The following is a 12,857-nucleotide window of genomic DNA, read 5'->3' on the forward strand; positions in this document are numbered from 1 at the left end:
GCAGCACCTCGGCAGCCCACCGGCGACGCGCCGCAACACCGCTCGCGTGGTCGTCGATTCGTGGCTCAGGCGAGGATTGAAAGCATGTGTCAGCGGGCGTTAAGGGGATGCGCAAACGGCAGGCACACACTCCAAAATCCGCCCCAAGCCGTTGGACTTCTCCGCGCGGATCGAGACCCCTGATGCATACGCCTGCCTGCCCCCCCAGCCGTCCTTTCCTTTCCCCACTCACCGCAACGCTGGCCGCTGTCGCGCTCTGCATCAGTTGCGGAGGCTTCAGCAACGCCAACGCCGGCACCGCAGACGTCACCACGACAGCAGCGCAGTCCGGCGAATCCTTGTCAGGTCAGACGCCACCGTCGAGCATTGATCGGTTGAAAGCTGCAATCGACGACATGGCTTTACCGCACGAATTGAAGCCCGCTGGAGGTCCATCGACAGGCTGGGGGGTCGCTCCGCTGATCATCATGGGAACCGAGCCTTACAGCCATTCGATTCCGAGCAATTGGGTCGGCACCCGCCATGCTCAGTGGAAATCAATATTGACCTGGTTCGTCATTTACGAGGGCGCCGGAGGAAATCAAGCCAGCAATTCAGCCGTTGAAATAAACGGCATCGAGCTTTGGTACCTATCAACTAAAGACAAAATCTGGAAGGAAATCCAGTCCGGCAGGTACCCGCAATGGCATGGAGACTACGACCTCAAAGCGGTGACAGCCACCACTCAGTCGCTGAACTACAAGTCCGTGTCCAAGGTTGTTGCAACTTTCGCACCGACCTCAAAAAACATCATCCACGGGGGGCTTAATCAGACAAACACGCCCTGGAATGATTTCACCGACACCGACGATATCAGCGCACTCTTTGCAACCGTCAGACACCGACTCGTACTAAAAGACCCGAACGGCGAAGACGACAGAGGCGCAGCCAACTACACGGTTCAAGCGGGCATCGACTACTACCCTTACGTTGGCGCGAAAGTCAAGGATCTGGGCGCCACCTACATGCCCGGCGCCGGCGTCGGTAGATTCATTAAAGTAAAAACCTCTTGGCAGTACTCAACCGTACTCATCAAATCCAAGGGGGTCACCAATCAATACTTGCTTTCACTGCCCCCCCCAGCGCTCGAATTCTGACTTCCGAGCCCGGCACCGAATCTGGCATTGAAATCCGCCGCCAGCAATTTGTTGGCATAGCCACTAATGTGGTCACCATCAAAAAGCAGCGGCCTGTGGCTATCAACAGAGCCACAAACATCGCCGGCGCAGAAAGCCGGCAGCGGGTCCCAAATTTCCAGACCTGGCACGGCCGCTGCAAGTTGGCCAAGCCGACGCATTCCAACTGAGCGCCGTGCTTCAGCCTCGGCACGCGAAACTATCAGCCCTGGGTGACAGACGGGATTGCTCTGATTGAACCAGTCAAAGCACCGATACGGCGGCGACTTCAGCGCCGGCTTGGGCGCCTCCACCACCACGCGCACCCCGCTATCGACAACCGGCTTCAGAAAATAGGCGGCCTCGCGGGTCACGACAGCATCATCTGCGTCATCCACGAACTTGCTCACTGCCGCCTTGCCTCGGGTGATATCAGGATATCTGGCAACGCGCAGCCCCGGCAAAAACAGCACATCGCCGGGCTTGGCTTTCCCACGAATCTCCGACAGTACGCTTTTGACAAACTGCTGGCACTCGGCAGGCTCAGCCTCAATGCGGCGGCGAAGATTGAAAAATCCACAACCGGGAATCCCGTACAAATAAACCGTTGCCCCGGTCTCGCGCGCATACAAATCGAGCATGGCGACATACGCCCTGCCATGGGAGTCGCCAGCCACAAAGAGTGATTTGGTGGTGGTTGTGCACCCTTGCGGCTTGAAAATCAGCAAACGCCCGGCGCCAAACCCAGCCTCAGCGCGCGCAGCGGTGCAATGCGTCGTGTCGCTCGGCCACGAGCCATCCCAGCGCCAATATAACGGATCGCTGGTGACGCTTATCGAAATGACAGGGCGAGCGATTGCCACGCCAACCGCACCTGCAAAGCAGATTCCCACACCCGACAAAGCTGTCGCGACCAGTGCGCTGCGTCGATATCCGGACAGGCCTTTTAACTGCCTTACCGGGGATTCGACGAATCTGAAGGACAGGTAGGCGAGCACAAAGCTCAGTGCGAGCGCAATCAGCGACTCACTCGGGCGCTCCATGCCCGAAGTCCATCGACCAAACACGATGACCGGCCAATGCCACAAATACAAGGAATAAGAAAGCTTGCCGGTGGCAGTCATTGGCCGCAGGCTCAACATCCGAGGAATTAAACCCTCAGGGCGAGCCAGAATCACCAAGATCAACGCCGCAACAGCCACCACCGGCATCAGTGCACCTGGCCAGGGAAACCTGCCTGAATCAGTAAAGATCAGCGCGCAGCACAGCGCAGCCATCGCACAAACAGCGACTAGGTCCGCAAACCACGCCGGAGCCAGCCTGAAGACGCCGAGCAGTTGCTCCCGAAAGAAAAACAAACCCACACCGACACCGAGTTCCCAAAACCTCGCGGGAAGTAGGTAGAAGGAAAATACCGGCTGGCTTGCATAAATAATAGCCGCGCCGAGCGACGCAGCTACTGCAGTTACAAGGAACAGTTTCGCCAGCCTCCGGCGACCAGCCAACCACATGAAATACACAAATGGGAAGACAAGATAAAACTGCTCCTCAATGGCAAGCGACCACGTATGAGTGAACGGATTCAGCTCGGAGCCAGCCGACCAGTAATCATTGCTGCCGGCCGCCAAAACGACGTTGCTGATGCCCCAAAACGCTGCCAACCCCGTCTTTGTATTTATTTCCGTCAACCTACCGTCCGGCAAGACAGGAACAATGCAGGCCATGACAGCCATCGTCACCAGCAGACAGCCGACGAGTGCCGGCGCAATCCGGATCAGGCGGCGTGCATAGAAAGCCAACAAGAATTCCCGAAAGCTGGTCGCCGGCAGCCCGGCAGCAGCCGAAGCCACGACATATCCGGATATGACAAAAAATACGTCGACACCAACAAACCCACCCGGCAACCACCCTCCCAAATGAAAGAACAGAACGGAGAGGACAGCAATCGCACGCAAACCATCAATGGCGGGAACGTAGTGCGCATCACGATTCTTATTCATACCTTGTCCCAAAAAAATCACTACGCCACAACAAACCAATTTTCAGGCCTCACACGCCACGCCTATTTGATAGCCGTCGCTGATTGGCTCAGGGCGCGACCTGTGCGACCTCTCGGTCGCGCAGGTCACCTCTCCCTTTCCCGTTCCCTGAGTGAAAGCGCTCGCTTCTCTATCAGGTGCCAGGAGGCAATCGCCGCGATCAAGGTAAACGAAAACGAGGCGCCCACCACTTCCCATGAAGAGGATGCGCCGTTTGCAACGACAAATTGCTGGATCGGGAAGGCATATATATATATATGCCGTACGAGTAGTCGCCCACACCGTTGAATTTTCTGATTACCCCTGCTGGCAAATACGCAAGGCACAGCAAGGCATACGGCAGGATGAATATATATACAAGCCAAAAGACTTTCGTACCGAGCAGCAGCGATCCGACCAGCAGTGCAAGCAAGGCCACCAAGGCCCACCTACTTAGCACCACCCTGTCTGCAATCAGCCGCAGCAGTGCGCCCAACAAGAACACAGCAAGCAGCGCCGCAAATCTATTTGGCTGCCCGGCCAGCATGCTGCCGATGGCCCAAACAAGTGTCACAGCGCAGGCCAACATCACAACCGTTTTGAACGCTGCTGCGGCAACACCTCGCTTCCAGACGGCAATCAACCAAAGCCCCAGCACGATCAAATACGCCCTCAATTCGAACGGGAGCGTCCACAGCGAGCCATTGACGGCGCCATTGAAGGGATTACCGGCAAAGGCGCCCGGCAGTTGGAACTCTGCGCCGATCACCATCACGGCGTTCCTAAGCAAGTATTTCCAGGTCTCGTAAGCCGAGAAGAATCGACCCGCAGATTCGGTAGAAGCAAATATGCCGACCGCCACCACAGACAGCAGCAGCGCGGTCCAGAGGCCGGGGTATATGCGCAGCGCGCGCGCCAACAGGAAGTCGCGAATGCTTCGGCTGGCCAGCAAACTGCCAGTTACCAAAAAGCCGCTGGCGCAAAAGAAAATATCGACGGCGACGCCACCCATGCTCATGCCAAGCGTCTTGCGCCATGGCTCGGCTCCAGGGTCGCCGGTATGGAGGGCGAAGCTGTGGGACACCAACACCATGGTGGCCGCGATGAAGCGGATCAGGTTCAGATTGTTGTCACGGCTACGAATGACCTCACTCAGCCGAACGTTGGACCTGATGCTCAACCCGGCACTCATGACCGCGCGGCGCTGCCAGTGACAGCCTCTGGCGCAAAGCCGAGCAGCAGTTGCTCGTACTGAGCAAGGATACTTTCCCACGTGAGCCCGTTCTCGAACCGAGCGACGCTGGCCTGCTGCATCTGCGCCAGTTGTTCGGATGCGGCCATTAGTTCGTCCAGCAGTGCCGAGAAACCGTCAGCCGTCGAGAAATAGCGCGCGCCATCTCCGGCGACCCAGCGGTTGAACCGGTTGTCGTGGGCAATGACGGCATTGCCGGCCCCCAGTGCCTCAACCAGTGACGGATTGGTGCCGCCCACCTGGTGGCCGTGCACATAGGCCGCGCTGTGGAAGCGCAGCGCCTGCACGACCGGCTTGTCATAGATCGCGCCCAGGAAGCGCACCTCCGGGCCCGCTGCCGCCTTGACGGCGCGGTGGTAGGCATTACCGTCGTTGTAGTTGCCCAGCACCACGAGCTGCATGCCGCGCGAGCGCCTGGAGAAGCCGCTCACCACCTCCAGAATGGAATTCTCGGGCTCCGGGCGTGCCACCAGCGTGAGGTAGCGACCGGGCTCCAGGCCCAGCGCACGGACGGCCGTGTCGGGCATGTGCACCACGCGGTCAGCTCCATAGGCAATGGTCGTGATCTTGTCGGGCCGCACGCGCGAGCTGAGGTGGACCTTGATCTCCGGGTGGTCGGCCACGAGGTGGTTGCCCAGCCAGCAGCCGGCCCAGTCGTTCATCCAGAACCAGGTCTTGGCCACCGGCCCCCACTTGGCGCGGGACCATTCGATGCCGTCCATGTTGATGACGTTGGGCACGCCCTTCAGCCGCAGCAGCGCGCAGAACACGGCCGTGTTGTAGCCGAGCGTGAGGCAAAGGTCGCGGTGCCGGCTGGCATGCAGCGTGGCCTGCCAGTCGAACACGATGGTGCTCTTCGGGCCTTGCCCCTGCACGGGGATGTGCACGCGCTCCACGCCTTCCCAGCTGTCCTCGAAGACGGGGCCGGTGCCCTCGTCCTGGCAGTAGACGATGACGCGCCAGCCGCGTGCCACAAGGTAGAGCGCCAGTTGCTCGGCAAAGGTTTCAAAGCCGCCATGGGCGGCGGGCACGCCACGCGTGCCGAGGATGCGAAGGGTCTTGGATTTCATGATGAGCTCACGCCCAGTTCGGCATAGAGGGACAGGGTGGCTTCGACATAGCGGTCGCGGCTGAAGCGGCTGGCCACGATCTCGCGAGCCGCCTTGCCCATGTCTTCGAGCCGGGCTTCCGGCAGTGCGGCCACCTGGCGCAGGCGGTCGGCCAGCGCGGCGACGTTGCCGCTCCCGAAGACCCAGCCGTTGACGCCCTCCTCGATCATTTCGGGGATGCCGCCGATGCGCGCACCGATGGCCGGCTTGCCGAGCGCAAAGCACTCCAGCAGGCTCATGGGGGCGTTCTCGTACCACTCCGACGGCAGCACCACGGCGCGGGCACCGCGGATCAGGTCCCACAGCGCGGCGCCGCCCTGGTAGCCGAGGAACTCGGCGCCACCGCCCAGTTCAGCCCCCAGCGCCCGCAACGCCGCGTCCTCCGGGCCCGTGCCGGCCAGCTTCAGTGCGACACCCGCCTGCGCGGCCGCCCGCAGCAGCGTGCCGACGCCCTTCTCCGGGGCGAGCCGCCCGAAGTACAGGAAGTAGCCGCCAGGCGTGAACTGCGGCTCAAAGCGGCTCGCGTCGACGTAGTTCGGGATGTAGGCGAACTTCTCCCGCGGCCAGCCCCACTCCACAAACTTCTCCATGAAGAAGCGGCTGGGCACCACGACCTTGGACAGGTGGCGCTGGTAGGTGTTGAGCATGCGGTGCAGTCCGCTCTCGGCCGCCACGACGGCACTGGCCGCCAGCGAGCCCCGCACGCAGCGATGCTTGATGACGTTGAGCACCGAGCCGTCCTTGCAGCGCTCGCAGATGCCCGTGTCGTTGAGCATCTTGTAGGCCGGGCAGGCGATCTTGAGGTCGTGAGCGGTCATCACCGTCGGCACGCCGGCCTTGCTCAGCGTGGACAGGATGGACGGCGACTGGTGGTGATAAATGCAATGCAGGTGCGCGATGTCCGGCTTGAAGTCGTCAAGCAGCCGTCGCAGCTTGCGCTGGGCCTCGAAGGAATACACCACCTTGGCGGCCATGACGAGCTTCTGCGCGGCAGAGTAAGCGTGGCCGAACTCCAGCTCGTCGATGAAGTACTTGGACCAGGGCGTGGGGTAGTTCTTCGGGTGATGCATCGAGAAGAACGCGTTCTCCCACCCCAGCTCTTCCATCAGGCCGGCATGGTCCAGGTAGACGGCGTCGGAGCCCCCTCGTCGGTAGTGATAGCTGTTGACGCTGAGCAGTCTCGTCATCTCAGTCCTTGGCCAAATGGTCTGCAACTTTGCTGGCGATGTCCGGCCACTGCGCGTGGGCGCCCGCGTGGCGCACGCCTTCGGCATAGGCCGGCTGCTGGGTACGGATTTGCTGGATGGCGGCGGTCAACTCGTCCACCAGCCGCGCGCCCGGGTCGATCAACTGGCCCGCGCCAGCGGGCACCTGTTCCGGGAAGTCCCCTACCGACGTGGCCACCATGGGCCGCTCGAAGGCCAGCGCCAGCTTGAGCACGCCGCTGGTCGTGCCCTCCAGGTAGGGCAAGGCCACCAGGTCGGAGGCGGCGAAGAAGTTCTCCACCTCCTCAAACGGCACACGGCTGGCGCGCAGCACGACGTTGGGCTGGGCGCCGGCCAGCGCCAGCGCATCACCAAAGGCCTTGCCGTGGGGCGTCATGTAGTCGGCGCCGGCGATCAGGAACTTGATGTGCCGATCCGCAGCCAGCCGGCGTGCGGCGGCCAGGAACTCCATCAAGCCCTTGCGCGGCTCCAGGTTGCCGAAGAACAGCACGACGAAGTCGTCGTCGGCGAGGCCGCCGATCTTGCGACGGGCCTGCTCGCGACTGACACCGGTCAGCTTGAAAACGTCGTAGATGCCGTGCGGCACGACGAGCACGGGGCGGCTGATGCCCAGCTCGGCCAGCTCGCTGCGGGCCCGGTCCGAGTGGGCGATGACACGGTCGAAGGAACGGTAGTAGAAGCCGTAGCTGAACCGGCTCCAGGGCCTGGGGTAATGCGGCAGCACGTCGTGCACGGTGATGGCAGCGCGCTGGCCGAAGCACCGGAGCAGCCGCATCCACAGGCCGTCCAGGAACGCAAACTTGAGCGGCCCCTGAAGCACGATCCAGTCTGGCCGGCGCCGCAGCACATGGGCCAGGAACCTGGGGATGTCCAGCGGGTAGTGGCGTGAGCGCCGGAACAGGCGGAAGACACCGAAGCCCATCGCGTCGAAACGGCTGGGCAGCGACGTGGCAGTCACGACCGAAGCGTCGTGCCGCGCCGCCAGCGCGCGGGCCAGCGAGACAGCGTAATCGGCGAGACCGGAATCCCCGGTGAAGCTGACGACTTCGATCTTCATGTGCGGGCCCTGCGGGTCGGGCCTGCCGAGGTATCAGACCGGCGGCTGGTCAATGGGTAGCTCCCGTTTTTCGGATGAGGCCGTGCCATGTGGCGCGCAGGACGGTGGCAATGCGCCGCCCCTCTTCTCGCCGCAAGCACATGCCCATTGCTTCGCGCAGGTTGCGCAGAACGGCCAGGACCAACAACCCAGGCAGGTGCGAGCCGTAGAACAGAATCAGGTTTCGTGCCAGGTAGTACTCCGACAACAATGACCGCCGGCTGAGCGTGGCCGTGCCGATGGAGGCGCCCTCCTTGTGCAGCACGAGGCTGGACTCGGCCATGCCCAGGCGCCAGGCCGGCCGCGCGCGGTGCGCCCAGTCGATCTCCTCGAAGTACAGGAAGAAGTGCTCGGAGAACAGGCCCACGCTGCGCATCAGCTCGGCACGCACCAGCATGGAGGCGCCAGCCACGTAGTCGAGCCGGGCCTGGGATAAGGCCTTGAAGTCCGCCGTCTCGATGTCCTGCCCATTGCCGATCTGCTCGCCCCGGGCGCGTTTGTAGAAGTAAGTGGCGCCGCCGAAGGCTTGAATGGTGTTCGGGTGCGAGGCGTACAGCAGGATGGAGCCCACCATGCCGAGCCGGGGGTCCTGCCGGGCCCGTTCGACCAGCGCCGTCAGCGAGTCGGGCTTGACCAGCGTGTCGTTGTTCAACACCCAGGCGAACTCCACGCCGTGGCGCAAAGCCAGGCGCAGCCCGACGTTGTTGCCCTTGGCGAATCCGCCGTTCTCGCCGGCCTGGACGAGCCAGACGGACCGCGGTGTCGCGGCAGGGATCGCAGGGCCTTCGGTGTCGGCTCGGGTCAGCACCTGCCAGTGCGGGTCCAGCCCGAAAGCGGCCAGCTGGGATGCGGCCGTCTTCAGCGTGTCCCAGGAGCCATCCGTCGACGCGTTGTCGACCACGATGACGTAGAAGTCGTCGCCGTCCAAGGCGCCGAGGCTCTCCAGGCAGGGCAAGGTATCACGCGCACCGTTCCAGTTCAGCAGGACGATGGCGGTGGCCGGCGCCTGGCCATCAGCGGCCGTATGGGGCATGAGACAGCTGCTTTCTCGGAATGGCGCCAACCACCAGGGCCGCAATGACGAAGGCAAACACGAGGTTGTAGGGAATGCTCAGGATCAACCTGACGGCCAGCAGGCCGATCAGCGCCGCCATGCCTGCGATGAGGAACGGCTGTTCGGGCCCCTCCTCTTCCGTGATCCGCTTGAAGGCCATCCAGGCCGGCAGGATGAAGATCGCGATGAAGATCAACAGCGCCGGCACACCGGCGTCGATGCCGACGTTCAGCAGATAGTTGTCAAGCGTGAGTATTCCGCCGGAGCCGTACACACCAGCTTCCAACGCGGCCCTGCCAAAACCTTTGCCGAAGAACGGTGAGTCCAGCATGGCCGGAATGCCGTCTTTCAACATCTGCACGCGTGCCGACGAACTCGATGCCTCGGTGGCCGTGCGGCCCAGCAGCAGGTTTTGCAGCAGCGGGACGGCCATGGCCGCGAACGCAGCCATGGACAGCATGACGAAAAGCCGCGTGGCAATCGCCGTGGTGATCTTTCTCGTGCCACGCGCCCGCACCACCGTGGCCAGCGTGACCGCGGCCACCACGACCGCCAGCGAAACAAAGGCGATGCGGGAGCCGCTCAGCAACGCGGCAGCGCAACTGGCCAGGAAGACGGCGAAGCCGGCCAGCCGCACCAGTGCCAAGCGGCCATTGAGCGCGAGCCCGAACGAGAAGGCCGCCACGACCGCAGCGAACTCGGCCAGCATCAACGGGTGCTCGAAGGTGGCCTGCGCGCGGAAGACGCCATCGCGCAGACGGGACATCGTCAGCGCGGTCGCCAGCTCGCCTGCATCGTTGGATACGGGCGCGAAACGAAGCAACGGGTTGGTGCCGGAAATCCTCTCGTAGACGGCGAACGCAAGCACCGCCAGGCTCAGCAGGCAGACGAACCGGACGAAGAGCTGTCGGGACCCTTCGTCGCGCATCAGGAAAAGCACGAAGAAGAAAGGGATGTAGTAGTAGACCCACTCCCAGGCCACGGCAAGAAACGACAAGACCGGGGCCTGCGATTCGAATGCGCTGACGAAGCGCAGCAGCCCATAGAGCGCAACCGCCCAGCACATCCACTTGGCACCGGGCGCCAGCGTCTGCCAGCCCCGGCTGAGGACCGGGCGAGCCATGCACTGATAGAAGAACATCAGCACCGACAACCCGAAGACGATCTTGCGCAGGTCGATGGACGGCAGGCCGCCGACGCGAATGGCCATGTACGACGGCCACAGGGTGATGGTGACAACGATGGCCGCCAGCCAGAGACGCAGCAGTCGCTGGTCCACGGTCGTCTTCGTGACGAACCCGGCCGACAACATGACGACGCCCACGAGGATGAGCGGTGTCAAACGAACAACCAATTCCGGCGCCAAGGCAGTCAGGGCCCCCAGGATCAACAGCATGGCACCCGCGGCGACAAACCCGAGGGTGCGCAGCAGGTAAGCCTGCGGCGATCGAGTCGGCTTGAACTTGAACATGCTGGCGCTCCTGGCGGCAAAGCTCATCGGGTGGCGCTCAGCTGGCTACGCAAGGCGCCTTCGTAGGCCTTGAGGCGTTGCAAAGCCTGGGCCACACCCGCCACCACCTGGGGCCGGATGGCATCGCGCCGATCCAGGCTCTGCATGACCAGGGACACCAGCTCGGCATCCTTCATCTTCTTGCCGTCGGCCAGCACGGAATAGCCCAGCGTGCCGAACAGGCCGTTGAACTTGCGGCTATAGGCGATGGGGACGACGGGCACGCCGCTGGAGAAGGCGGCGATGCAGGCGTGCATGCGGGCACCGGTGAAGAAGTCCATGCCAGAGATGTAGGTCTTGGCTTCGGACGGCCGCTTGAAGACCGGCGCCACGATGACGCCGGGAAACTCGGTGGCCAGTTGGCGGGCGGCGGTCACATCGTCCTCCACGGGCATGTGCGGCTCGATGACATGGCTCACCAGGTGAACCTCGACCTCAGGCCGCGCGGTGAGCTGGCGCAGCAACTCCCGCATGGTGGCGGCGTAGTCGATGCTCAGGCCGAACTGGTTGTTGCCGGTGTAGCCACCGTTGAAGAGCAGGCCCGACACGTTGATGCCCACGCGGACCTTGCCGTCACCAGCTTCACGCGCCGGGCGCGCGAACGGCAGGCGGAAGGCCACGTCGATGGCTTCGTCGACATTGGCCGTCATGCCCAGCTCGCGCAGGCAGTCGCTGGAGAGGTTGTCGCGCGCGAAGATGCGGGTGCAGCGCCGCATGACCTGGCAGGCCAGCCAGCGGGCCAGCGCGCCATCGAAAGGGCCGATGGTCTGGGGCGACAGGATCAGCGGCTTGCCGAGCGAGCGGACGATGTTCTTGCTCAGCCAGTGGAAGCGGAAGCGCTGCATGCCGTAGATGTCGGCCCAGCTGTCGCCCTCGCCGATGTCCAGCACGAGATCGCAGGCGCGGACGGCATCGCGGAAATCCTTGCGGTAGACGCGGATGCGGCGCACCTCCAGCGCATGGCCAGCCGCCGCAAGCTCGGTGGCGAGCTCGGGGATGGTTGCATCGCTGGTACCCAACACGATGAAGCGAACGCGCAGGCCCAGCTCCTCGGCGACGCCGCGGACGATGGCAATGTTGGATTCGGTCAGCGCGCCGACACCGAGGTTGCCCGAGCCGAGCGAATGCCACATCAGGCCGACGGTCACGCGACGGGAGGGCTCAGCGGGCGAAACGGAAGTTGCGGATTTCTGGTTCAAAGCGATTCACCTTTTGCGCGGCGCAGGGTGCCCCACGCATTTCTCAACCATTCGATCTTGGGTGCGGCCAGCGTGTTGCGCAGCAGCGCCAGGCGCCGGTAGCGCGGGGCCTGGCGGCGGGCCAGCCAGGTGGCGATGACGCGGCCGAGCACCATCTGCTTGCGATTGACCTGGTAGGGCTGCATGCGCTCGATGTCCTGCACGGGCAGCGTGTCGGCGGCAATGGCGCCGGCGGCCAGGGCCTGGCTGACCAGCCGCTCACCCTGGGGGGTGCGGCTCAGGATGAGGCTGCGGCCGTCACGCTCGGCGAAGTCGGGATAGCCGTCCTTGCCGTACCAGGCGTCGGCGCAGACGATGTCGGCGAACTCGCCGGTACCGTCGGGGCAGATCTTGCAGCGGAACTGCAGGTGGCGATTCAGCACCGAGCCCCAGGAGCTGTTGTAGTCGGTCTCGAACACCTGGCCGTCGTGTTGCACGGCCCGTGCCATGCCCGGCCAGCCATCGCCCCGGTAGCGGAAGCTCTTGAGCTGCTGGCGGTCAGCCCCGAGCTTGGCCAGCAACTCGTGCGTGCCATGCAGGCTCGGCACCCCCGCGCACATGAAGGAGATCATCGCCACGACCTGCTGGCCCACGCGCGGGTCGTGCAGCCCGTAGCGGCGCAGCGCGGCCACGTCGCAGGGCTTGCCCACGAAGGCGAAGCGCTGGCCGCGCTCGAGCAGCTGGCGCAGCCCGGCCAACGGTGCCGAGGGCGCGTAGCGGGAGCCGGCTGCGGCCAGCACGTCGGCGCGGCTGGTGCTGACCTGCAGGTCGTTGCGCAGCGGGTCGTCCCGGCTGACGGCGATCTGCGCGACGAAGTCGACCTGGCCGGATTCCAGCAACCAGCTCGCGATGGCGGAGATGCCGCCCCCGGACGAGCCCTGGCGCCGGATCTCGGCATCCATCGAATGCCCTGCGCGCACGCCCACGAGCGGCCCCCAGAGCGGGTGGTAGCCAGGAGCGGCAGCGCGAGGTTCGTGGGCCACGTGGGCACCGGGGCAGGCGTCCGCCACGATGCGGGCCTGCGCCGCATCCAGGCTGCCGCTCTGCCGGGGGCGCAGGTAGCCGGCGCGGCTGATCTGCATGCGGATGACCCCAGGACTTGCGATCGACTCGCACAGGCCGCAACCAGCGCACAGGCCGTTCTGCACGATATTAGGGATCAACGAACCTTCAGCGGACATGGGACGTGGACTCGGACTT

At 63.7% G+C, this 12,857-nt stretch carries 10 protein-coding genes; 1 reads left to right on the forward strand and 9 read right to left on the reverse strand.

Annotation, left to right across the window (positions count from 1 at the left end; translation table 11 throughout):
* The first annotated feature begins 182 nt into the window (after positions 1 to 182).
* Positions 183 to 1,136, forward strand: a complete 954-nt coding sequence (locus ACG04R_RS12545; RefSeq protein ID WP_394410485.1) for a hypothetical protein — start codon at positions 183 to 185, stop codon at positions 1,134 to 1,136.
* Here ACG04R_RS12545 and ACG04R_RS12550 read toward each other — a convergent pair.
* From ACG04R_RS12550 to ACG04R_RS12590, 9 genes are all read right to left on the reverse strand, one after another.
* Positions 1,094 to 3,154 carry an acyltransferase family protein gene (locus ACG04R_RS12550; RefSeq protein WP_394410488.1) on the reverse strand — a complete coding sequence of 687 codons (2,061 nt, stop codon included), beginning with the start codon at positions 3,152 to 3,154 and terminating at the stop codon, positions 1,094 to 1,096. The genes ACG04R_RS12545 and ACG04R_RS12550 overlap by 43 nt on opposite strands.
* Before the next feature lie 199 nt (positions 3,155 to 3,353).
* Complete coding sequence (locus ACG04R_RS12555; protein ID WP_394410492.1) at positions 3,354 to 4,352, reverse strand: acyltransferase family protein; 999 nt, start codon at positions 4,350 to 4,352, stop codon at positions 3,354 to 3,356.
* Positions 4,353 to 4,360: 8 nt separating this feature from the next.
* Complete coding sequence (locus ACG04R_RS12560; protein ID WP_394410495.1) at positions 4,361 to 5,494, reverse strand: DUF1972 domain-containing protein; 1,134 nt, start codon at positions 5,492 to 5,494, stop codon at positions 4,361 to 4,363.
* Positions 5,491 to 6,720 carry a glycosyltransferase family 4 protein gene (locus tag ACG04R_RS12565; protein ID WP_394410498.1) on the reverse strand — a complete coding sequence of 410 codons (1,230 nt, stop codon included), beginning with the start codon at positions 6,718 to 6,720 and terminating at the stop codon, positions 5,491 to 5,493. Before ACG04R_RS12565 ends, ACG04R_RS12560 begins: the two co-directional genes overlap by 4 nt.
* Before the next feature lies 1 nt (position 6,721).
* Positions 6,722 to 7,816, reverse strand: a complete 1,095-nt coding sequence (locus ACG04R_RS12570) for a glycosyltransferase family 4 protein (protein WP_394410502.1) — start codon at positions 7,814 to 7,816, stop codon at positions 6,722 to 6,724.
* A gap of 49 nt (positions 7,817 to 7,865) precedes the next feature.
* Entirely contained in the window at positions 7,866 to 8,888 is a 1,023-nt protein-coding gene (locus tag ACG04R_RS12575; RefSeq protein WP_394410505.1) for a glycosyltransferase family 2 protein, read from the reverse strand.
* Positions 8,869 to 10,380, reverse strand: a complete 1,512-nt coding sequence (locus ACG04R_RS12580) for an O-antigen ligase family protein (RefSeq protein WP_394410508.1) — start codon at positions 10,378 to 10,380, stop codon at positions 8,869 to 8,871. The genes ACG04R_RS12575 and ACG04R_RS12580 overlap by 20 nt, the downstream gene beginning before the upstream one ends.
* A 23-nt stretch (positions 10,381 to 10,403) precedes the next feature.
* Positions 10,404 to 11,567 carry a polysaccharide pyruvyl transferase family protein gene (locus ACG04R_RS12585; RefSeq protein WP_394410511.1) on the reverse strand — a complete coding sequence of 388 codons (1,164 nt, stop codon included), beginning with the start codon at positions 11,565 to 11,567 and terminating at the stop codon, positions 10,404 to 10,406.
* Positions 11,568 to 11,614: 47 nt separating this feature from the next.
* Positions 11,615 to 12,739, reverse strand: a complete 1,125-nt coding sequence (locus tag ACG04R_RS12590; protein WP_394410514.1) for a Coenzyme F420 hydrogenase/dehydrogenase, beta subunit C-terminal domain — start codon at positions 12,737 to 12,739, stop codon at positions 11,615 to 11,617.
* Between the last annotated feature and the right edge of the window lie 118 nt (positions 12,740 to 12,857).

This window comes from Pelomonas candidula (genome assembly GCF_043555985.1).
GTDB lineage: Bacteria > Pseudomonadota > Gammaproteobacteria > Burkholderiales > Burkholderiaceae_C > Pelomonas > Pelomonas candidula.

What these genes read in the sequence shown, in the direction of transcription:
- ACG04R_RS12545 (WP_394410485.1), top strand. Translation starts at nt 183, where the DNA reads ATGCATACGCCTGCCTGCCCCCCCAGCCGTCCTTTCCTTTCCCCACTC.
- ACG04R_RS12550 (WP_394410488.1), bottom strand. Translation starts at nt 3,154, where the DNA reads ATGAATAAGAATCGTGATGCGCACTACGTTCCCGCCATTGATGGTTTG.
- ACG04R_RS12560 (WP_394410495.1), bottom strand. Translation starts at nt 5,494, where the DNA reads ATGAAATCCAAGACCCTTCGCATCCTCGGCACGCGTGGCGTGCCCGCC.
- ACG04R_RS12565 (WP_394410498.1), bottom strand. Translation starts at nt 6,720, where the DNA reads ATGACGAGACTGCTCAGCGTCAACAGCTATCACTACCGACGAGGGGGC.
- ACG04R_RS12570 (WP_394410502.1), bottom strand. Translation starts at nt 7,816, where the DNA reads ATGAAGATCGAAGTCGTCAGCTTCACCGGGGATTCCGGTCTCGCCGAT.
- ACG04R_RS12575 (WP_394410505.1), bottom strand. Translation starts at nt 8,888, where the DNA reads ATGCCCCATACGGCCGCTGATGGCCAGGCGCCGGCCACCGCCATCGTC.
- ACG04R_RS12580 (WP_394410508.1), bottom strand. Translation starts at nt 10,380, where the DNA reads ATGTTCAAGTTCAAGCCGACTCGATCGCCGCAGGCTTACCTGCTGCGC.
- ACG04R_RS12590 (WP_394410514.1), bottom strand. Translation starts at nt 12,739, where the DNA reads ATGCAGATCAGCCGCGCCGGCTACCTGCGCCCCCGGCAGAGCGGCAGC.